Consider the following 21,944-nt stretch of genomic DNA (forward strand, 5'->3'; position numbering starts at 1 on the left):
TCGACGGGGTTGTCGGGGAGGCATGCCAAGCTGGCGAACGTGCTCCTTTTCGACGTAGCAAGCACATCGCTTAATGTGGGCGGCACTTCGTCGCGCCTGACGAAGGTCGCGCGCATCGCCGACCTGTTAAGCCAGGCAGCGCCCAACGCCGAACTGGTCGCAATCATCGTGTCGTGGCTTTCCGGTGAGCTTCGCCAGCGCCAGATCGGCGTGGGATGGGCGAGCCTGCGCTCGCTGCCGCCCGCGGCGCCAAACCCGGTCCTGACCGTCCCCGGCGTCGACGCCACCTTCTCCGAGATCAAAGAGGTGTCAGGCAAGGGGTCGCAGGCGCGGCGTGCCGAACTCGTGAGGGATTTGTTCGCCGCCGCCACCGAAGCCGAGCAAACCTTCCTGGTCCGCCTGCTGGGTGGTGAACTGCGGCAGGGCGCGCTGGTCGGCGTCATGACCGACGCGGTGGCCAAGGCCGCCGGGCTTCCCGCCGCAGCGGTACAGCGGGCCGCGATGCTGGGCGGCGATCTGGCGGCGGTGGCCGCCGCGGGCCTTTCCGGCGGTGAGCGTGCGCTCGACCAGTTCACCCTGCGGGTGGGCCGACCGGTCGGCCCGATGCTGGCGCAGACGGCCACCGATGTCGGTGACGCGCTCGAACGTCACGGTGGGACAAGCATTTTCGAAGCGAAGCTGGACGGCGCACGGGTGCAGATCCACCGGTCCGGGGACGAGGTCACGGTCTTTACCCGCAGCCTCGACGACGTCACCGCCCGGCTGCCCGAAGTGGTCGAGGCCACCCTGGCGTTGCCGGTGCGCGAGCTGGTTGCCGACGGCGAGGCGATCGCGCTGCGCCCCGACAACCGCCCGCACCGCTTCCAGGTCACCGCATCGCGGTTCGGCCGCTCCGTGGACGTCGCGGCCGCCCATGCGGCACAACCACTTTCGGTGTTCTTTTTCGACATCCTGCACCACGACGGCGTGGACCTGCTCGACGCCCCGACCACCGAACGGCTGGCGGCGCTGGACGCGCTGGTTCCCGAAGCGCAACGGGTCGATCGGCTACACACCTCGGACGCGGCCGCGGCCGCCGCGTTCCTGGATGCGACGCTGGCCGCCGGCCACGAAGGGGTGATGGCGAAGGCAGCGTCGGCGCCGTATCAAGCGGGCCGCCGCGGCGCGGGTTGGCTGAAGGTCAAACCGGTGCACACCCTGGATCTCGTGGTACTCGCGGTCGAGTGGGGCTCTGGCCGGCGCAAGGGCAAGCTGTCGAACATCCACCTGGGCGCGCGCGATCCGGCCACCGGTGAATTCGTCATGGTGGGAAAGACTTTCAAGGGCATGACCGATGCCATGCTGGACTGGCAGACTGCTCGATTCACCGAACTCGCCGTCGGCGGCACGGACGACTACGTGGTGCACGTGCGCCCCGAACAGGTGGTCGAGATCGCGCTCGACGGGGTGCAAGGTTCGTCGCGCTACCCGGGTGGAGTCGCACTGCGGTTCGCTCGGGTGCTGCGCTATCGCGACGACAAGAGCCCCGCCGAAGCCGACACCATCGACACCGTGCGGGCCATGTACTGATCGGGCAAGAGCGAGCACAGCGAAATCCGTAGACGACGTCTGTAGATTCACACTCGCTGACGACACTGACGAGGGAGCCCGGTTGAAGCCAGACGTCACCTATATCCGCAACGACACCGACCTGCCCCCCGTCGCGATCATCGACCGCTCCCCCATCACCGGCCGGCACAAAGTCGTCTTCGGCGTGATCGCGGTCGTCGGCGCCATCGCCTGGGCGATCATCGCGTTGGCACGCGGCGAGACGGTGAACGCGGTGTGGTTTGTGGTCGCGGCGATCTGCACCTACATCATCGGCTACCGGTTCTATGCGCGGCTGATCGAGTCGAAGATTGTTCGCCCGCGCGACGACCACGCCACTCCGGCCGAGGTTCTGGAAGACGGCACCGACTACGTGCCCACCGACCGGCGCGTGTTGTTCGGCCACCACTTCGCGGCCATCGCCGGAGCCGGACCACTCGTCGGCCCCGTGCTGGCCACCCAGATGGGCTACCTGCCGGGCACCATCTGGATCGTGCTGGGCGCGGTGCTCGGCGGTTGCGTCCAGGACTATCTGGTGCTGTGGATCTCGACGCGGCGCCGGGGCCGCTCCCTGGGCCAAATGGCCCGCGACGAACTGGGCGCCATCGGCGGGGCCGCCGCGCTGATCGGTGTCCTCGTCATCATGGTGATCCTGATCGCGGTTCTCGCGCTCATCGTGGTCAAGGCGCTGGCGCAAAGCCCGTGGGGCGTTTTCTCCATCGCGATGACGATCCCCATCGCCCTGTTCATGGGCTGCTACCTGCGCTTCCTGCGTCCCGGCCGAGTCGGCGAGGTGTCGTTCATCGGCTTCGCGCTGCTGCTGGCCGCCGTGGGATCGGGCAATTGGGTTGCCCAAACATCCTGGGGCGCAGCTTGGTTCACCCTCTCCCCGGTCACTTTGTGTTGGTGCCTCATCAGTTACGGCTTCGCCGCCTCGGTGCTGCCGGTGTGGTTGCTGCTCGCACCCCGCGACTATTTGTCGACATTCATGAAGGTCGGCGCCGTCGGCCTGCTCGCGGTCGGCATCTGCCTTGCCCACCCGACCATGCAGGCACCCGATATCTCTCGATTCGCGACCAACGGCGACGGCCCGGTGTTCGCGGGCTCACTGTTTCCGTTCCTGTTCATCACCATCGCGTGCGGCGCACTGTCCGGCTTTCACTCGCTGATCTCCTCCGGGACAACGCCCAAACTGCTGGAGAAAGAAAGCCAGATGCGGCTGATCGGCTACGGCGGCATGATCACCGAATCGTTCGTCGCGGTCATGGCGCTGATCACGGCGTCGATCCTCAATCAGCACCTTTATTTCGCCATCAACGCACCCGCTGCGCAAACCGGCGGCACCGCCGCCAGCGCCGCCGAATATGTCAACACCCTCGGTCTTTCCGGCGCGCCAGCTACCGCAGACCAAATCAGCCAGGCCGCCGGCAGCGTCGGCGAACACTCCATCGTGTCGCGGACGGGCGGAGCTCCGACCCTCGCATTCGGCATGTCCGAGGTATTGCACCGCGTATTCGGTGGCGCCGATCTCAAGGCGTTCTGGTATCACTTCGCGATCATGTTCGAGGCGCTGTTCATCCTCACCACCCTGGATGCCGGTACCCGAGTCAACCGCTTCATGCTCTCCGATGCGTTGAGCAATTTGGGTGGACCGCTGGCCAAGCTGCGCAATCCCAGTTGGCGCCCCGGCGTGTGGATCTGCAGCCTGGCCGTCGTCGCGGCGTGGGGCAGCATCCTGCTGATGGGCGTGACCGATCCGCTGGGCGGCATCAACACCCTTTTCCCGCTGTTCGGCATCGCCAACCAGCTGCTCGCGGCGATGTCGCTCACCGTCCTGACCGTGGTGGTCATCAAGAAGGGTTTGCTCAAATGGGCCTTCGTCCCTGGCATTCCCCTGCTGTGGGATTTGGCGGTCACTCTGACGGCATCGTGGCAGAAGATTTTCTCTGGGGATCCGGCCATCGGCTACTGGACGCAGCATTACCAGTATCTGGCGGCGAAAGAAGCGGGAAAGACGGCATTCGGTTCGGCCAAGAACGCCTATCAGCTGGACCAGGTGATCAGGAACACGTTCGTGCAGGGGACGTTGTCGATCGTCTTCGCGCTGGTTGTCATCATTGTGGTCGGAGCCGGAATCATCGTCGCTGCCAAGGCAATTCGCGGTGGCGGAAGACCGTTGACCGAGGACGACCCGGTGCCGTCCAGAAGGTTCGCGCCCTCCAGTCTGATTCCCACCCCGGCAGAACGGCAGTTGCAGGAACAGTGGGCTCGGCACGCCGAGTAGCCAGCGCGCCAACTCGCCCCACTCGGCATAAGCTGGTGCCCAATGAGAGTCGGCATCGACTTTGGCACCACCCACACCGTCGTCGCGCTTGTCGACCGAGGTAACTACCCGGTCGTCTCGTTCGACGGGTCCTTGGACCGCACCGACGCGTGGCCGTCCCTGATCGCCGCCAACGCCGCGGGGCAGCTCCGCTTCGGCCCGCATGCGGCCGCCGTCCGCCACGATCGGGAATGGTCGGTGCTGCGGTCATTCAAGCGCCTACTCAACGACGCCGGCCCGACCACCGGGGTCACCCTGGCCGGGCGGGACTACCGACTGGCCGAACTCCTGACCGGGTTTCTGGCCCAGCTGAGGAGCGATCTCTATCACCGCTCCAACGCGGGCATCACGCCCGGCGAGACGATCGAGGCCGCGATCAGCGTGCCGGCCAACGCCTCGAGCGCCCAACGGCTCTTGACGTTGGATGCGTTCGTAGCGGCGGGCTTCCACGTCGTCGCGCTGTTGAACGAGCCGTCGGCCGCGAGCCTCGAATACGCCCACCGGTACCGGTCCACGATCACCGCCAAGCGCGAGTATGTCCTGATCTACGACCTCGGCGGGGGCACCTTCGACGCCTCGCTGCTGAAAATGTCCGGGCACGCCAACGAGGTGACCCGCAGCGAGGGCATCCAGCGACTCGGCGGAGACGACTTCGACGAGGCGATTGTGGATCTCGTGCTCGCCGGTGCACAGCTACCGGCGGTCGACACCGACACCCGTGGCCTGCTCAAGGATGAGTGCGCCGCCCGCAAGGAAGCCGTCGGACCACAGACCCGCCGTTTCCTGGTCGATCTCACGGTCCTCGACCGGCCGCCGTTCTCCTGCGGTATCGACGAGGTCTATTCGGCGTGCGCGCCGTTGGTCGACAGGACGGTCGAACTTCTCGACCGGGTGCTGCGCGATCCCAGCCGCGGGGAGACACCGTGGTCGGACCTGGCCGGCATCTACGTGGTGGGTGGGGCCGGCGGGTTCCCGTTGGTGGCGCGGATGCTCCGCTCCACTTTCGGCGAGAGGCGCGTCAAGCGTTCCCCGCACCCGTTTGCGGCCACGGCCATCGGCCTCGCGGTGTTCCTCGACAAGGAGTCCGGTTTCGAGTTGTCCGAACGCTTTTCGCGACATTTCGGGGTCTTTCGCGAAGCGCAGGCCGGCGCCGACGTCATTTTCGACCCGATCGTGCCCAAGGACGCATCACTTCCCGACGACGGGCGCAGCCCGTTGGTCATCAAACGGACCTACCGGGCCGCACACAACATCGGACATTTCCGGTTCGTGGAGTGCAGCCGCCTGGTCGACGGCCGTCCCGACGGGGACGTCACTCCCTACGACCCGGTCCTGTTCCCGTTCGACCCGGCCCTGCACGATCGCGACGATCTCGGCCGTCAGCCGGTGGGCCGCTGGAATGACGGACCGGACGTGGAGGAACGCTACGTCGTGGCACCAGGCGGGGCGGTGGAAGTAACGCTGACGACGCAGCCGGCCGGTTTCCAGCGCACGTTCCGGCTCGAGCGCCGCACCCCGGTGCGGGTGTAGCGGCCGTGGAACTGTATGACGTGATGCGAACGACGTTCGCCGCCCGGGAATTCACCGACGACCCGCTCCCCGATGACGTGCTGTTGCGCATCTTCGACAATGCCCGGTTCGCGCCCAGCGGCGGCAACCGGCAAGGCGGCCACATCACCGTGGTGCGCGACGCCGCCACCCGCCGTCGACTGGCGGAACTGAGTACCGGCGCGGCCCGCCGGTACTTCGCCCAGCTGACGGCGGGCGAGAATCCGTGGAACCCCCTGCAGCCCACCGAGGTACCGCAGGACGTCATAGCCGCGACGGAAGTCCCGGCCGCGTTCATCGAGCCGATTCTGAAAGCACCCGTGGTGCTGGTCTTTACGGTGAACCTGAGCGTTGTCGCCGCGCTGGATCAGGATCTGGACCGGGTCGGTATCGCCGCTGGAGCATCGGTGTACCCGTTGGTGTGGAACGTGTTGCTGGCCGCCCGCAACGAAGGCTACGGCGGAACCTTCAGCACGATGGCCATCCCCGCGGAGGACCGGGTGCGTGAGCTCCTGGGCATCCCCGAGCAGCACGCCGTCGCCGCGGTGGTGCCCCTGGGTAAACCGACGCGTCAACTGACCAAGCTGCGCCGGCTTGCGGTAGCGGACTTCGTCACCCGCGAGCGCTTCGACGGCGCGGCGTTCGAACGTTGAGCCGGGCTGCGGGGGTCAGTTGGAGGCGGATTTCCTGACCCGCGATCGCTTTGACGCCCCGGCATCAGGCGGCTGATGTGCGGCCTTTTCCAGTCGCGTCAGCGCGGACTCGATTGCGTCGGCCAGCTCGTCGATGTCGTCGGCGACCTCTGGGGTGGTGACGAAGCCGAAGTCGATCGACCCGCGATAGCTGAAGCAGCTGATGTTCAATCCCACCTCCATCGTGAGGGGTCCGATCGGCACCAGGCTTTCAACCACCGCGCCCGCCAGGTACATGGGATGGTCCGGCCCCGGCACATTGGAGATGACCAGGTTTATCGGTGCGACGTGACCGCCGAGATGACTTGCGGTATAGGCCCGAACGGCCAACGCCAGCAAGCCCGGCGGCGTCGTATCCGTCAGGCCCATGATCTGATGAGCGGTGAGTGCCTTCGCCATCTCCTTGGCCCCCTGGGAATTGCGGTAGATGGTTCTCAGCCGCTCCGCGTCGTCGGGTACATCGGTGGCCAGGCTCATCGTCATAGACGAGATCTGATTGCCGGCCGGCGATTTGTCGTGATGGGTCGACACCGGAACCTGAGCGATCAGAGGCCGATCCGGAAGTTCCCCGCGCTCGCCGAGGTAGTCGCGCAGAGCACCCGAAACCATTGCCATCACAACGTCATTCAGCTTCACATCGAAGGCCTGCTTGACAGCCTTGACCCGCTCGAACGGCACTCGGGCTAACGTGATCCGCCGCTCGGGCGTCAGTTCGGCGTTGAACCGGGTGATGGGCGCCTCGAAGAAATGGGGCGGCTTATTGGGGAGCCCCCGCACCGCCAGTTGCTGAACAAGCGTTTGCTGCAGGATCCGCGCCACCCGATAAGGGGTCGCGACCGCGACATTGAACATGGCGCCAAGCGCACGCCGCTCAAAACGCGGCATGCCAGCCACCGGCGACTCGCCGACGGTGGCGACTGGTGGCCGCGGTTCCGGCGTGGCGTCCAGCATGATCTCGCTCAGTCCGCTGCCCGACACTCCGTCGATGACGGCGTGATGGATCTTGGTCAGGACTGCGACCCGACCGCGCTCGAGCCCTTCGATGAACCAGAGCTCCCACAGCGGTCTGTTGCGCTCCAGCGGATAGGACATGAGGCGGCCGACGAGCTCCTCCACTTCGCGGCGTCCGCCCGGCGCGGGCACGGCGATACGTCGGATGTGGTAGTCGATATCGAGCTTGTCGTCCTCGACCCACCAGGGCCGATCCAGGCCGAGGGGGGCGCCGGCCACCCGGCACCGCAGCTCGGGTAATTGCGGAAGGCGCTGCACGATAAGAGTTTTCACCGCATCGAAGGAAAAATCGGGCGCTTCGGCGGGATCGCAGATCGCCAGTCCGCCGATGTGCATGGGACACGTGTGGGTCTCGGCGAACCAGAATGCCGCGTCCAGGCTCGACAACCGCTTGGTGGCGGCACCGTGGCGCGGCCCCAGCAGACCAAGCATCGAGCGGCTCATCACACGACCTCCTCGTGAGAAGAGTTCCGACGCACGCGAAGGCGGGTTGGCACGGACCCTCGCGGCGTTAGTCCAGCATCCCTAATGTCGTCTTCGATGCGATCTTCGCGTCAGGGTCTAAAGTCCCCGCGTTGACTGCCATTCCTCCCCGGATATCGAACCGCCTACGGACGGTGCGCGCGAAGATAGCGGTGGGCTGTGCGGGCAAGCGCTCGAACTGCGCAAAGTCCCTCAACGCGGGGCCTTCGGACCCTCGCTACGTCCCGCGCGCAGTCATAGCGTCGGCCCATTAGTCTGCCAACCAAATTCATGCCCGCACCCGGATATTCGGCCCACATCGCCCCGGACAAATATGCGCAGCTGGGCCAGCTGATCTTCGGGGGCCATGAGCCCGACGAATGCCGCCGCCGGTTGTTCCAGTGGGTGGACGATTTGTTGGTTCGGCTGAACATGCCTCGTTCGCTGCGGGAGTTCGGCGTCGCAGAGGAGGCTTTCCTCGAAGCGCTGCCGACGTTGGCAATGACGGCGTTCGAGGATCTCAGCAACCGGACCAATCCACGGATGCCCTTGGTCAGCGAAATCACTGCAGTACTCCGACTGGGCTACTACGGTGATGCCCGACTCGGGCAGTCACCCGATGGTGTAGATCCCGACGCCTGACGCGCGGTCAGACGGCTCTCGGTCAGACGGCTTTGGTGTTGCCGACGTACGACAACACCACGTCGGATTCATCGGTGATGCGGGTCAGGGTCGCATACGACCGGACGAACGATTGGCCCACGCACCCGTCGATCTTCATGTGGAAGTCGCTGATCATCACCCAGGGATTGGCGCCTTTGAACTCTTTCCTGATCACCGGCACCACCACAACGAACCCGGGCTTGAGTCCCACGCTGACCACTGAGTTGTACTGCGGCGTGATCAGCGGTATCAGGACCGGTGGTTGGCCGGGCCCGAGCGGTAGCTCCGCGCCAATCGATGGCGCGACGCCCCCGCCGTTGGCCATGTTCACGCCGTTGGCGGTGCTCATGTCGATCCCGCAGCCGATCTCGTAGCCCACCTCAAGGACGCCGTGGGGGGGTTCCGGCCCCGCCAGCGAAGCTACGTATGTTCCGCTGGAGAGATATTCCCGAGACGACACCGCGGTGGTCAACGGCTTCACGGGAACATGCCGCTCGTCTTTGCCCCCGAGGGCCAAGGTCCAGCCGTCCGGCGTGACCAGCCTGGCCGGCGTATTGGGCGGTACCGATCCATCATCTGGTGCCGCCGCACCGGGCGGCAGTTGCGGCTCAGGCTCGGCACCCGCCGACGGCGGAATGACCACTACCGCTAGCGATACAGCGAGAACCGCAGCACGACGAACGACTGCGGGAATCGGCATCACGGCCTAAACGGTAGGCACCACCCACGGCGGTTCCGTGTCTTGCTGATCGGTCAACTCACACTTGTTGCGCGTTTGTAGCAGCTTCGCGACGAAGACGTGGTTTTGTTCGGCGACCGGGCCGTCATTGGCGAGTAAGCTCGACAGTTAGCCAGTGATTGCTGGCATCGCCGGTGTTTGGGCAGAGAGGGCGACCAATGAGCCTTCAAAGGTTCGCTCAGTTTCTTGTCGCCGTCCTCATAGGACTGACGGCTCTCCTAGGCGGCACCGGTGTCGCTCGCGCCGACCCAGAAGATGCGACGCCGCCCATCATCGACGATATGCTCGCCATCCCGGGCTTCTTAGCAGGACCGGGGCAGGATCCGCGCTCGCTGGACACACCCAACAACTTCGGCGTACCGGGCCAGAAAGACTGGACCGGCAGCGGAATGTTTTGTCAGAACCGAAATGCCAAGTGCCAAAAGATGGGGTTCTGAAAGTCCGACGCCCCACCGTCGAAAGAGCGCTCACCATCGCGCGCGACCATACCTAACCTAAGCTGGTCACCGGATTGCGGCTACGCGCCGCCGTTGAGGAAGGCGACTTCTCGAGGATTCCGTGACACACACCCTGCAAATAACCCGACCGCGTGACGGTGTTGTCGTCGTGCAGCTCGATCGCCCGGAGCGGCTCAACGCCATCAACCAGACAATGCAAACCGAACTGGCCCAGACACTGGCCGAATTGGGCACCGACCGTTCGGTGCACGCCGTCGTGCTCACCGGGTCCGGACGCGGCTTCTGCTCGGGCATCGACCTGCGCAACTTCGGTCCCGACGTGCCGGAGGACACCGCGCCGGTGCTCGAACGGATGCGCTTCCAGGAACGAATGGCCGCGCTCCCCGAAGCCATCCGCCAGTTGCCGCAGCCCGTCGTCGCCGCCGTCAACGGGCCTTGCGTCGGAGCGGGATTCGCGCTGTTCCTCGCCAGTGACATCCGGATCTGTTCGGCGGCAGCATCATTCGGCAATGCCGCAATTCTGCTCGGGCTCTCCGGCGCCGAGATGGGCATGAGCTATCACCTGCCGCGCATCGTCGGGACCAGCGTCGCCGCCGACTGGATGCTCACCGGCCGGACCGTATCCGCCGACGAGGCCGAACGTCGAGGATTGGTGAGTGAGGTGGTCGAGCCCGATGCGTTGATCGACCGCGCCCTGGAATTGGCCACACTGATCGCCGGCCACGCGCCGTTGGGGGTGCAGCTGACCAAGCGTGCGCTGCAACTCAACACCGACGCCGACAGCCTTTCGTCGGCGCTGGAACTCGAAAATCGCAACCAAGTGATCACGCACGCGACCGATGACGCGGCCGCCCGGCGAAAGAAGTGGTCGTCATGACGTGGGACTTTTCCACCGACCCGGACTGGGCGGAACAGCTGAAGTGGGTCGAGGACTTCGTTCGCTCCGAATGCGAACCAATCGACTTGATCGTCAAGGAATCCCACGATCTCAACGACCCGGTGCGCCAGGCCCTGATACCGCCGCTGCAGCAAATCGTGAAAGAACGCGGACTATGGGCCACCCACCTCGGGCCGCACCTCGGTGGGCCGGGCTACGGCCAGGTGAAACTCGCACTGCTCAACGAGATCTTGGGACGTTCGGAGTGCGCACCGATCGTATTCGGCTCGCAGGCACCCGATTCCGGCAACAGCGAAATCCTTGCTCACTACGGCACGCCCGAACTCAAGGCGCGCTACCTGGAACCGCTGTTGGACAACCGCATCGTGTCGTGCTTTTCGATGACCGAGCCGCAGGGTGGTGCCGACCCGAAGGTGTTCCGCACCACCGCCGTCCCCGACGGGGATCACTGGGTCATCAACGGAGAGAAGTGGTTTTCGTCGTTTGCGTCCCTGGCGTCGTTCATCATCGTGATGGCGATGACGGATCCCGAAGCGCCGCCGTACGAACGCTACTCCATGTTCGTCGTCCCCGCAGACACACCAGGTATCAACGTATTACGCGATGTCGGACTGGGGTACCAGCCATTCGGCGGCGGTCGGGAAGGTTATGTCCGCTATGAGGACGTGCGGGTGCCGGCCGATCACATGCTGGGCCCGCGCGGCGGCGCCTTCGTCGTCGCTCAGACCCGGCTGGGTGGCGGTCGTATCCATCACGCGATGCGCACCGTGGGGCTGGTTCGGCGGATCTTCGACATGCTTTGTGAACGAGCGGTGTCGCGATACACCCAGGGTGAGCCGCTGGCCAACAAACAGCTCGTCCAGGAGATGGTGGCCGACTCGTGGATGGAGATCGAGGCGTTCCGGCTGCTAACCCTGCAGACCGCGTGGAAGATCGATCAATTCAACGACTACAAGGCCGTGCGAGCCGACATCTCCGCGGTCAAGGCGATGATGCAGAAGGTGCTGCACGACGTGTCGGCGCGGGCGCTGCAACTGCACGGCTCGCTGGGAACCACGCACGAGATGCCGTTTGTGCAATACCTGGTGGAGTCGTTCGTGCTCGGCCTGGCCGACGGCCCCACCGAGGTGCACAAGGTGACGTTGGCTCGCCTGTTGCTCAAGGACCGACCCGCCGCACCGGATCTGTTTCCGTCCGAACATCTGCTGCGGTTGCGGGCCGCCGCGGAGGCGAAGTTCGCCGACAAGCTGGCCGGTATTCCCCGCAGCTAGTCCGGTTGGTCCCGCTAGTCCGGCTGGTCCAGCAGCGCGCGAGCGCGCGCCAACAGCCGCGGCAACACGGGCACCATGGCCTCCAATTCGGCTCGCGGAGAACGCTTTCGACGATTGTGTTTGATGATGAGCGACCAGGTGGCCGTGGACTTGAAGCATGCCAGCGCGCGGAACCATGACAGGTCGTCCAGAACCGCAGGGCCGCCACCCAGCTCGTCGGCGTAGATCCGCGCCAGCTCGTCACTCGGCGGCGCGATGCCGGCAGCTTCCGGAACGCGTTGGTACGTGCCGGGATCGCTGTTGATGAGGAACCAGCCGAGGTCGATGCGCGGGTCACCGACCGCCCAGATCTCCCAGTCGATGACCGCGCGGATCTGGGCGCCGACGGCAAGCATGTTCCCCAGCCGGAAGTCACCGTGTATCACGCTGGGGCGCAAGGCCGTTGGCACACTCCGCAGCAGCGCCTCCGGCACGTCCTGCCAGCCGGGCACGAGCGCCGGATCGACGGTCCGCAACGCGTTACACCACCGATGCACCTCTGCGACCGGTTCCAGCACCGGCTCGTCACCGAGCCCGATGTCGCCCGGCAACAAACGGTGCACTGCGGCCATGACGCGACTGGCGTTGCGATAGCGCTCGGTCACGTCGGGCAACGGTGTGTCGTCGGTGACGCCGCTGAAAAGCGGTTCGACGCATTCGCCCTCGACGCGTGACATCACGAAGAGCGGCGGCAGCGCGTCGTCCTCCCAGAGCACTTCGGGCACCGGAACCGATGTCCCGGCGAGCGCTTTGATGACGCGGGCCTGGCGCAGCACATCACGATTCGCGACCGGCTTTACGCCCGCCGGCGCCACCTTGATCACCACGTCCCGTTCATCGCGCACACCGGTGAAGGTGATGCTGGACGCCCCACCCCCGAACGGGATCACCTCGGTGACACCGGCACTGGACAGGCGCCGCCGCAGTACATCGAGGACGATTTCATTCATTTCAGCCGGCCGGATTCGTCCAGCCGACCTCGGCCAGGAAGGTCTGAGTGTGTGCGATGCGCCCGGTCAACGTCTTCGGATCTCCCGTGCACAACCGGTATGCGGTCTCGGTGATCAACTCGATGTCCTCGGTGTCGGTATTGGCCAGGTCGAGCGTGCCCGCTCCGGGGGTCGCCACCGGGTTGGTCGGAGCGGCGGCGTTGACGGCGATGCCGTCGTCGTATAGTTCGGCCGCAAGGCTTTTCGTCAGCCGATTGAGCGCGGCTTTGGCGGTTCCATAGATACCGAACCCGGCGGTCCGGTCGAAATCGGAGAATGGCGGGCCGGGAGGCAGGTCGCCGCCGACCGAGGTGACGTTGAGGATCCAGCCGCGGCCGCGCTCGCGCATCGCCGGAATCGCGAGTTGGCTCAGGTGCAGCGGGCCGAACAGGTGCATCTCCATCATCAGCCGGACCCGCTTGTCCGGGAACCCATCCAGAGGTCGCAGGAAAGTCACCGCGGCATTGTTGACCAGGATGTCGGGGGCGCCGACGGCCGCCGTAATCTCCGCGAAAAGCCGTTCCCGCTCTTCGGGTTTGGAGAGGTCCGCCTGGATCGCGACGGCGCGGCCACCCGACGAGGTGATCTCGTCGCGCGTCTGACTGAGCGAACCCTGGTACTTGGGGTCGGGATCCATGGTTCGGGCCGTGAGCGCCACGGTGGCACCCCGCTCGGCCAGTCGGGCGGCGATGGCCTTGCCCAGCCCGCGGCTACTTCCGGTCACCAGGGCCACCATGCCGTCGCACCGTTGGTCTGCGGTCAATGCCTCTCCAAGACGATCCCTCCGGACGATCCGAAGTATAGGCACGGAGATCGGCGCATGGTGTCGATCGTGTCCTGATTCGTGGGGAGCATGTCATTTTAGCCACTAACCCTGATTGTCGCCCCGCTCCTAGCGTGATCACCATGACGCACACACCGGTAATCCCCGCATTGATCGACACCACCGTCGCGCAGGCCGCCGTCCGCTTGGCTCAATCCACCGAATCCGACTCGGTGTTCAACCACAGCGTCCGCAGCTACCTGTTCGCCGAATTGCTCGCCGCACACGATGGCATGCGCGCGGGCGCCGAATACGACAGTGAAGCCTTGTTTTTGGCCTGTGTACTACACGATCTCGGCGCCGGGTCCGCGGCGCCCGGCAAGGCACGATTCGAGGTCGAAGGCGCTGACCTGGCGGCTACCCTGCTGACCGAACACGGCTATGACCGCACGGCGGTCGACACCGTGTGGGAAGCCATCGCCTTGCACACCTCATTCGGCATCGCCGACCGACGCGGACCCCTCTGCTATCTGGTGAACGGCGGGGTGGGAATGGATTTCGGCCGCAACGCCGAGTTGGTGGATGACCAGACCGCCGATGCGATTCACGCCCGCTACCCGAGGCTGTCTATGGCCACCACGCTGCTGGACGCCATCACCACACACGCACAGCGCAGTCCGGAGGCGGCGCCGCCTTACTCATTCCCCCTCGGCGTGCTGCAGGAACGGCAGGCCAACGGCATCACCGGCGTGGAACAAATGGCGGCGCTGGGGCGCTGGGGCAGCTAAGTCCCCCGCGTCCGGCCGACGTCGCGCGCCCGGAGCACCGCATCGAGCGAGTAGCGCCCGCCGCCCGTGAAGACCAGCAGGAAGAACGCGAAGCAGAAGAGTATTGCCAGCGCTCCCCCATTGCCCTGCGGTGGATCCGCGATGGGTATCAACGCCTTGGGTTGATGCATCCAGAAGTAGGCGACGGCCATTTCGCCGGAGGCGATGAATGCGGCGGCGCGGGTGAACAAGCCGGCCGCGATCAGCAGCCCGGTGGTGACTTCGAAGAGGCCGGCGTACGAGCCGGGCCAGGACCAGAAGCCGACGAAGAACTTGGTGCGCACCGGCCAACCGAAGAGGCTCATCGACCCGTACCCAGCAAAGAGCAAACCATATACCAGCCTGAAGAGGCTCAGCACCGCCGGTGAGTAGCCGGTGAGGCGGGCGTCGAGGCTGCTCGTCATAAACCAACGTTAGCCACCCAGCCACCCGACTTTCCCCGCGAGCGTGCGTGTCAGTGCACGACACGCCGGGGAAGTTCGTACCTACGCGCACGCTCGCCCGGGGCGCCTTGTAGACAAGGGGGCGTGTTGGCTTATCTTTTCCTGCTCGGCGCGATCTTCGCCGAAGTGGTCGCGACCAGTCTGCTCAAGAGCACGGAAGGCTTCACTCGACTGGGGCCGACGGTGGTGTGCCTCTTGGGCTACGGAATCTCGTTTGCTCTGCTTTCGGTGTCGATCTCGCGCGGCATGCAGACCGATGTTGCCTACGCGCTCTGGTCGGCTATTGGTACAGCGGGCATCGTGCTCATCGCCGTGCTGTTCCTGGGCTCGCCCGTTACGGTGGCAAAGATCCTCGGCGTAGGGCTCATCATCGTGGGCGTTGTCACGCTGAACCTGTCCGGGGCGCATTGACCTGTCAGAAGAAGCCGAAGAAACCCGACTGCCCCGGCCGCCAGTTGAACGCCCCGGAGTCGCCGTCACCGGAGTTCCCAAAGCCCGAGCCGCTGCCCGGTACGGAATTGCCGATGCCCGAGCTGTGCTGGCCCGAATTGAAGAATCCGGTGTTGTAATAGCCCGAGTTCAGGAAACCGATATCGTGTCGGCCGGTGTTCAGCACGCCGACGCGAAGGCCCTCGCCGCCCATATTGAAGAAACCGGTGTCGGTGCCGCCGCTGCTCGAGTTGAAGAAGCCGACGTTGTTCGCGCCGGCACCCGAATTCCCGACGCCCGAGTTGTAGCCGCCGCCGGCGATGTTCGCAAATCCCGAATTGAAGTTGCTGGCGTTGAAGAAACCCGAGTTGCCGGTGCCCGAGTTGCCGAAGCCTGAGTTGCCGCTGTAGCTGCCCACACCGCCGACGCCGGTGTTGACGTTGCCTGCATTCAAGAAGCCGGTATTAGTGTTGCCGGAGTTGAACAAACCGGTGTTCGTGAAGCCGGTGTTGAAGAAGCCGGTGTTGCCGGCTTGCGTGGCGACTCCCGGCCCGAAGACCGGGTTGGTGTTGTTGCCGCCTGCGTTGAAGGCGCCGGTGTTGCCGACGCCCGCGTTGGACCACCCCAGGTTGCCGAAACCCGCGTTGAACGAACCCACGTTGTGGTTGCCCGAGTTGAAGAAACCGACGTTATGACCGAACAGTTCCGTGCCGCCGGAATTGATGGCGCCCAGGTTTCCGTTGCCTGCATTCGCCGTGCCCATGTTGGTGCTGCCGGCGTTGAACGAACCGGTGTTGAAACTGCCCGCGTTCCAGAAGCCGGTGTTGGTGTTGCCCGAGTTGCCGACGCCGGTGTTGAAGCTGCCGGAATTGATCGCGCCAAAGTTCGTGCTACCGGTGTTCGCGAATCCCACGTTGCCGCTACCGGAGTTGAAGAAGCCGGAGTTGCCGGTGCCGGAGTTGAAAAAGCCGGTGTTACCGCTACCAGAGTTGAACCCGCCGAAGCCGATCTGGTTGTCGCCCGTGAGTCCGATGCCGATGTTTCCGTTGCCGGTATTGGCCAGGCCGAAGTTACCGATGCCGGTATTGCCCAAACCGATATTGAAGCTGCCGTCGTTCCCGAACCCGAGATTCCAACTGCTGGCGCTGAAACTGAGCCCGCCGATTCCAACCTGGTTGTTGCCGTTGAGTCCGATGCCGATGTTGTTGCTGCCCACGTTGCCGAGGCCGAAGTTGTTGACGCCGAAATTGCCGATCCCGAAGTTGTAGCTGCCTCGGTTGCCGGCACCGACGTTGTACAGGGACGCCACCGGATTGGCGGCAAGGACGCCGGCGAGGTTTCCGTTGCCCAAGCCGATGTTGCCGGTCCCGACGTTGCCAATACCGAAATTGAAATCCCCGATATTCCCGGTACCGAAGTTGAAACGTGCCGCGCCAGGGAATTTCAAGCCGTCGGCCACCATCGCGGCGTTTCCGTTGCCGGCACCGAAGTTGAACGATCCGTAGTTGCCCAAACCGAGGTTGCCTACGCCGCCGCCCGGGCCGCTGTTCCCGGCACCCAGATTGAACGTGCCGAAATTGCCGCCGCCCACGTTCCAGTCGCCGATGTTCCCCAGCCCCAGGTTCGCGCCAATGTTGAACACCGGCAGGTTTCGTAGGGCCTGCTGCCAGGGAATCAACTGCTCAGCCGCCGCGGATACCCCGGCGTGGTAACCGAACATCGCGGCCGCATCCTGGGCCCACATCTGCTCGTAGACGGCTTCGATGGCCGCGATCGCCGGAGCGTTGAAGCCGAACAGATTCGACCGCACCATCGCCACCAGCTCCGAGCGGTTGGCGGCCACCAGCCACGGGTGCACGGTGGCGGCCTGGGCGGCCTCGAATGCCGCGGCAGCGGCTTTGGCCTGACTGGCCGCCACCTCAGTCTGGGTCGCGGCGGCGCTCAACCACCCCGCATAGCGGACGGCCGTCGCTGCCATCGCCTCCGCCGCCGGCCCCTGCCACGTTCCGCCGACCAACCCGGCGGTCACCGACTCGAACGCGGTCGCCGCCGCGTTCAGCTCCTCGGCCAGCCCACCCCACGCCGTCGCGGCGGCCAGCATCGGCCCGGAACCGGCACCGCCGAACATCAGCGCCGAATTGATCTCCGGCGGCAGCACGACAAAACTCATGCGGGCATCGCCCCCTTGTCAGACTCCCTGTGGTTGTCGACATAGGTGTAGAAAGGCCTGCCCGCGCAGCCGGTGTCGACGTCCGAACCCTACCGGCTGCGCCCGTTCGGCACAGGCGGACGGCGAAAGATGCTGCAAAATGATTGGCACGCTGCCGAATACGTGCTGAAGAAACGGCACCGCACAGGATTGTCGCCCGGCGGTGATCTCGCGTTCACGTTTCCGAGAGCGATTACGCGCCTGATGTGCAAACATCGCTGCCAAACCGACGATGAATACAGCAGGGAGCGGGACACGCGATGACCGATGTGGAGCAGACCCCCACCAACGCAACCTCCGCTGGCGCGCCGGTGCGGCCCGACCTGGTCGAGCCCACTCGTACCGGGATGCAGGCACCGGCACTGCAGCGCGCAATCACCGACCATCTCCGTTACTCGATTGGCCGCCCGGCCGCCGCCCTCCGCCCAGAGCACTATTACCGGGCGCTGGCGCTGGCCGTGCGTGACCGCATGCAGGATCGCCGGGTGGCCTCGACTCAGGTCTCGCTCGATCTCGGCCGCAAAGTGACGTGCTATCTGTCGGCCGAGTTTCTGATGGGCCCGCAACTCGGCAACAACCTACTGAACCTGGGCTTGGAGAAGGCCGCCAAGGACGCACTGGCCGCCATGGGCCAACGACTCGACGAGGTCTTGGCGTGCGAGGAGGAACCCGGGTTGGGCAACGGCGGCTTGGGCAGGCTTGCCGCCTGCTACCTGGACTCGCTGGCCACCCTGGAACGGCCGGCGATCGGTTACGGCATCCGCTACGAGTTCGGCATCTTCGACCAGGAGATCCGCGACGGCTGGCAGGTGGAACAGACGGATAACTGGCTGGACAGTGGAAACCCTTGGGAGATAGCCAAACCCGATGTCAACTACCTGGTCAAATGGGGCGGCCACGTCGAGCACTACACCGACGACAGTGGCCGAGACCGGGTCCGCTGGGTGCCGGGCCTGATGCTCAAAGGTGTCGCGTACGACACGCCCATCCAGGGGTACGGGGTCAACACCTGCAACGTACTGACCTTGTGGAGTGCGCGAGCCGTGAAATCGTTTGCGCTGGACGCCTTCAACACCGGCGACTACTACAAGGCCGTCGAGGACGAGGTCACTTCCGAGACGGTCACCAAGGTGCTCTACCCCAATGACGAGCCAGAGGCCGGCAAGCGATTGCGCCTGCTCCAGCAGCACTTCTTTGTTTCCTGCTCGTTGCAGCATGTGCTGCACATCATGGACGACCTTGCCGACGTGTCGGTCAGGGAACTCCCCCAACGGTTTGCCCTGCAACTCAACGACACCCATCCGTCGATCGGGGTCGCCGAACTCATGCGTCTGCTCATCGACGAACGCCACCTGGACTGGGACGAGGCCTGGGACATCACGGTCGCGACGTTCGGCTACACCAACCACACGCTGCTCCCCGAAGCACTGGAGACGTGGCCACTGCAGATGTTTGGCGAGTCGCTGCCCCGCCACCTCGAAATCATCTACGAGATCAACCGCCGCTTCCTCGACGAGGTGCGCACGAAATTCCTCGGCGACGCCGATCGAGTACGCAGGATGTCGCTGATCGGCGAGGAGGGCAATCGGTGCGTCCGGATGGCGCACCTGGCGACCGTCGGCAGCCACGCCATCAACGGTGTCGCCGCGCTCCACTCGGAGCTGTTGAAAGACAGTGTGCTCAAAGACTTTTACGAGATGTGGCCGGAGCGGTTCAGCAACAAGACCAATGGTGTGACGCCACGGCGCTTCCTCGCGCTGGCCAACCCGGGACTGCGCGAGTTGCTGGACCGAACCATCGGGGAGGGCTGGCTGAAGGACCTGGACCGCCTGCGCGGGTTGGAGGAGTTCGTCGACCAACCGTCGTTCCGCGAGCAGTGGCGCGACATCAAACGCGCCAACAAAGCGCGTTTGGCCCAGTTCATCCGCTCGGCGACGGGAGTCGAGCTGAACCCGGAATGGATTTTCGACATCCAGGTCAAGCGCATCCACGAGTACAAGCGCCAGCATCTCAACGTCCTGCACATCATCGCGCTGTACTACCGGCTCAAGCAGAATCCTGACCTCAAGATTCCGCCACGCGCCTTCATTTTCGGCGGCAAGGCGGCACCCGGCTACTTCATGGCCAAGCGAATCATCAAGCTGATCAACGCCGTCGGCGAGACGATCAACTCCGACCCGGAAGTCAACAAGTCCCTCAAGGTCGCCTTCATCCCGAACTTCAACGTGCAGAACGCGCACCTGATCTACCCGGCGGCCAATGTCTCCGAACAGATCTCCACCGCCGGCAAGGAGGCGTCGGGCACCGGGAACATGAAGTTCATGATCAACGGCGCGCTGACCGTCGGCACTCTCGATGGGGCCAACGTCGAGATCCGCGAGGAGGCCGGGCCGGAGAACTTCTTCCTGTTCGGGCTGACGGTGGAGGAAGTGGAGGCGCTCAAGGCGAGCGGCTACCGCCCGGCGGACTACATCGAAGCCAACGAAGAGCTCAGCGCCGTGCTGGATCTGATCGAAGGCGGGACGTTCTCACATGGCGACCCCGAGGTGTTCCGTCCGCTGGTGGACAATCTCCGCTACGACGACCCCTTCCTGGTCTGCGCCGACTTCGCGTCGTACGTCGAGTGCCAGGAACGGGTGAGTGCGGCGTGGCAGGACCGCGATGCGTGGACGAAGATGTCCATTCTCAACACCGCGCGCAGCGGCAAATTCTCCTCCGACCGCGCGATCGCCGAGTACTGCGAAGACATCTGGAAGGTCTGGCCGCTGACCGTCAAGATCTGAGGCGAAAGCTCACATCCGCGCCAGTTCCACCACCCGGTGATTGCCCAAGTCGGCCACATACACCGTGCCGTTGCTGCCGACCGCCACACTGTCGGGTGAATCCAGGCCGGTAAAGGGCAGGATGTCCTGGTCGGTGGAACCGGGCGCCAGCGCCAGCACTCGGTTGTTGCCCGCGTCGGCGACGTACACCGTCCCCTTGCTGTCGACGGCCAAGCCCTCGGGCCGGTTGAGGCCGGTGAAAGGCAGGTTCGTCTGGCGGGTGGATCCCGCCGGCAGCGCCACCACCTGATGTGAGCCGTTGTCGGCCACATAGACGGTCCCTTTGCTGTCAACTGCCACCCCGGTGGGCTCGCCCAGACCGCTGAACGGCAACGTCGATTGGTTGGTGGAATTCGCCGCCAGCTTCACCACCCGGCGGCTGGGTCCGTCGGCCACATAGACGACTCCGCTGTCGTCGACCCACACCCCCCGCGGGCCTTCGAGCCCGGTGAACGGCAGGACAATCTGGCTGGTGGAACCCGCGGCCAGGGCCACGACGCGGTCGTTGCTGAAATCGGCGACGTACACGGTCCCCGCACTGTCTACCGCCACATCGGAGGGAAAGTCGAGGCCCGTGAAAGCCAGCGTCGTCGGGCTGTTGGCACCCTGGGCCAGGGCGAGGACTTGCTGCGAGGTGTCGTCGGCGACGTAGACGGTCCCGTTGCTCTGAACCGCTGCGCCATAAGGAGATTGGACACCCGTGAAGGGCAGCGTCCGTTGATTTCGCGCCAGCTGGGCTTGCGTGCCTTGATGGTGCGTACCGATGGCGTCGTTCTTGACCAGCGCGATCGCACCCGCCACCGCGATTACTGCGACCGCGACGGCGGGCACCAGCACGGCTCTGCGCTGCCACCAGCGGACCGGTGCCGCCGGAGCCGTTTTCGCCCCCTCGGCACGGTTCTGCCCCGTCCTCCCCTTAAGTTGCCGACCCCGCCCCGCAATTGCTTGGCGGGCACCGCGCGCCAACTCCATCGTGGTGGCGTACCGCTCAGCGGGATCCTTGGCCATACCCTTCGCGATGACCGAATCGAAGGCCTTCGGCACGCCAGGGCAGGTGAGCGACGGTTGCGGCGGCGGAGTGTTGAGGTGCGCGGCGATCACTCCGGCCAAACCGGTTGGAGCAAAAGGCGGCTTCCCGGTCAGGCACTCGTACAACACGCATGCCAACGCGTAGACATCACCCCGCGCGTCGTCCTGCGGGTTGTCTTCCAACCGCTCCGGCGCGATGTAAAGCATGGTGCCGACCGTGCTTCCCGTGTTGGTCAGCCGCGACTCATCGAGGGCGCGGGCCAGCCCGAAATCGATCAGGTAAGCAAAGTCGTCCTCGTCGACCAACACATTGGACGGTTTGACGTCGCGGTGCACCAAGCCGACCCGGTGCGCGGCGTTTAGCGCCTTGGCCACCTGATCGATGAGGTGCACTGCCCGCTCCGGATCCAGCGCGCCCTGCGTCAGCAGCTGATGAAGATCACGGCCCTCGATCAGGCGCATGTCCACATACAGCCGTCCATCGATCTCGCCGTAATGATGGATGGGGATGATGTGCGGATTGTTCAAGCGGGCTGCTGCATGGGCCTCGCGTTTAAACCGCGCCGCAAAACTCGCATCCTTGGCCAGATGCGGCGGCAACACCTTGAGTGCCACCACGCGGTCGGTCTCGGAGTCGAAGGCGCGCCACACCTCGCCCATGCCACCGCGACCCAGCAGCTCGACGATGCGGTAGCGCCCAAACGTCTTACCCTCCACGCGGCTCACAATACGCAGCGAAGTG

At 65.0% G+C, this 21,944-nt stretch carries 17 protein-coding genes and 1 pseudogene; 11 read left to right on the forward strand and 7 right to left on the reverse strand.

Annotation, left to right across the window (positions count from 1 at the left end; genetic code table 11):
* Positions 1–39: 39 nt before the first annotated feature.
* The 4 genes from BST27_RS14150 to BST27_RS14165 all read left to right on the forward strand — a co-directional run bounded on the left by BST27_RS14150 (position 40) and on the right by BST27_RS14165 (position 6,111).
* Positions 40–1,569 carry an ATP-dependent DNA ligase gene (locus BST27_RS14150; protein ID WP_069420983.1) on the forward strand — a complete coding sequence of 510 codons (1,530 nt, stop codon included), beginning with the start codon at positions 40–42 and terminating at the stop codon, positions 1,567–1,569.
* Positions 1,570–1,651: 82 nt separating this feature from the next.
* Entirely contained in the window at positions 1,652–3,871 is a 2,220-nt protein-coding gene (locus BST27_RS14155; RefSeq protein WP_069420982.1) for a carbon starvation CstA family protein, read from the forward strand.
* 42 nt (positions 3,872–3,913) lie between these two features.
* Entirely contained in the window at positions 3,914–5,440 is a 1,527-nt protein-coding gene (locus BST27_RS14160) for an Hsp70 family protein (RefSeq protein WP_069420981.1), read from the forward strand.
* Positions 5,441–5,445: 5 nt separating this feature from the next.
* Positions 5,446–6,111: a nitroreductase family protein gene (locus BST27_RS14165; protein WP_197518167.1), complete on the forward strand. Its 666-nt coding sequence runs from the start codon at positions 5,446–5,448 to the stop codon at positions 6,109–6,111.
* Positions 6,112–6,126: 15 nt separating this feature from the next.
* Here the strand turns inward: BST27_RS14165 and BST27_RS14170 are convergent, their stop codons facing one another.
* A complete protein-coding gene (locus BST27_RS14170) occupies positions 6,127–7,605 on the reverse strand; it encodes a WS/DGAT/MGAT family O-acyltransferase (protein ID WP_069420980.1) in 1,479 nt (492 codons plus the stop codon).
* Positions 7,606–7,896: 291 nt separating this feature from the next.
* Here BST27_RS14170 and BST27_RS14175 point away from each other — a divergent pair.
* Positions 7,897–8,265: pseudogene (locus BST27_RS14175) on the forward strand (bifunctional acetaldehyde-CoA/alcohol dehydrogenase); the annotation flags it as partial.
* 22 nt (positions 8,266–8,287) lie between these two features.
* Here the strand turns inward: BST27_RS14175 and BST27_RS14180 are convergent.
* Complete coding sequence (locus BST27_RS14180) at positions 8,288–8,986, reverse strand: MspA family porin (protein ID WP_069420978.1); 699 nt, start codon at positions 8,984–8,986, stop codon at positions 8,288–8,290.
* 197 nt (positions 8,987–9,183) lie between these two features.
* On the opposite strand from BST27_RS14180, the gene BST27_RS14185 reads away from it, so the two are divergent.
* From BST27_RS14185 to BST27_RS14195, 3 genes are all read left to right on the forward strand, one after another.
* Positions 9,184–9,462, forward strand: a complete 279-nt coding sequence (locus BST27_RS14185; protein WP_069420977.1) for a hypothetical protein — start codon at positions 9,184–9,186, stop codon at positions 9,460–9,462.
* 121 nt (positions 9,463–9,583) lie between these two features.
* Positions 9,584–10,360, forward strand: coding sequence for an enoyl-CoA hydratase/isomerase family protein (locus BST27_RS14190; RefSeq protein WP_069420976.1), 777 nt, complete (start codon positions 9,584–9,586; stop codon positions 10,358–10,360).
* Positions 10,357–11,652, forward strand: a complete 1,296-nt coding sequence (locus tag BST27_RS14195; protein WP_069420996.1) for an acyl-CoA dehydrogenase family protein — start codon at positions 10,357–10,359, stop codon at positions 11,650–11,652. The genes BST27_RS14190 and BST27_RS14195 overlap by 4 nt, the downstream gene beginning before the upstream one ends.
* 14 nt (positions 11,653–11,666) lie before the next feature.
* Here the strand turns inward: BST27_RS14195 and BST27_RS14200 are convergent, their stop codons facing one another.
* Both BST27_RS14200 and BST27_RS14205 read right to left on the reverse strand, forming a co-directional pair.
* Positions 11,667–12,641 (reverse strand): phosphotransferase family protein, encoded by a 975-nt coding sequence (locus tag BST27_RS14200; RefSeq protein WP_069420975.1) that lies wholly within the window; start codon positions 12,639–12,641, stop codon positions 11,667–11,669.
* A 1-nt stretch (position 12,642) separates the two neighbouring features.
* Positions 12,643–13,416, reverse strand: a complete 774-nt coding sequence (locus BST27_RS14205) for an SDR family NAD(P)-dependent oxidoreductase (RefSeq protein WP_069420974.1) — start codon at positions 13,414–13,416, stop codon at positions 12,643–12,645.
* A gap of 170 nt (positions 13,417–13,586) precedes the next feature.
* Between BST27_RS14205 and BST27_RS14210 the strand changes: the two genes are divergently transcribed.
* Positions 13,587–14,231, forward strand: coding sequence for an HD domain-containing protein (locus tag BST27_RS14210; RefSeq protein WP_069420995.1), 645 nt, complete (start codon positions 13,587–13,589; stop codon positions 14,229–14,231).
* Here the strand turns inward: BST27_RS14210 and BST27_RS14215 are convergent.
* Complete coding sequence (locus BST27_RS14215; protein WP_069420973.1) at positions 14,228–14,674, reverse strand: DoxX family protein; 447 nt, start codon at positions 14,672–14,674, stop codon at positions 14,228–14,230. The two genes, BST27_RS14210 and BST27_RS14215, sit on opposite strands and share 4 nt — an antisense overlap.
* Positions 14,675–14,800: 126 nt before the next feature.
* Between BST27_RS14215 and BST27_RS14220 the strand changes: the two genes are divergently transcribed.
* Entirely contained in the window at positions 14,801–15,124 is a 324-nt protein-coding gene (locus tag BST27_RS14220; protein WP_069420994.1) for a DMT family transporter, read from the forward strand.
* Positions 15,125–15,128: 4 nt separating this feature from the next.
* Here the strand turns inward: BST27_RS14220 and BST27_RS14225 are convergent, their stop codons facing one another.
* Positions 15,129–17,312 carry a PPE family protein gene (locus BST27_RS14225; RefSeq protein WP_069420972.1) on the reverse strand — a complete coding sequence of 728 codons (2,184 nt, stop codon included), beginning with the start codon at positions 17,310–17,312 and terminating at the stop codon, positions 15,129–15,131.
* Between the two features lie 386 nt (positions 17,313–17,698).
* Between BST27_RS14225 and BST27_RS14235 the strand changes: the two genes are divergently transcribed.
* Complete coding sequence (locus BST27_RS14235; RefSeq protein ID WP_372515533.1) at positions 17,699–20,134, forward strand: glycogen/starch/alpha-glucan phosphorylase; 2,436 nt, start codon at positions 17,699–17,701, stop codon at positions 20,132–20,134.
* Positions 20,135–20,143: 9 nt separating this feature from the next.
* Here BST27_RS14235 and BST27_RS14240 read toward each other — a convergent pair whose 3' ends face one another.
* Positions 20,144–21,862, reverse strand: coding sequence for a serine/threonine-protein kinase PknD (locus tag BST27_RS14240; protein WP_372515532.1), 1,719 nt, complete (start codon positions 21,860–21,862; stop codon positions 20,144–20,146).
* Between the last annotated feature and the right edge of the window lie 82 nt (positions 21,863–21,944).

Source organism: Mycobacterium intermedium (assembly GCF_002086275.1).
GTDB classification, from domain to species: domain Bacteria; phylum Actinomycetota; class Actinomycetes; order Mycobacteriales; family Mycobacteriaceae; genus Mycobacterium; species Mycobacterium intermedium.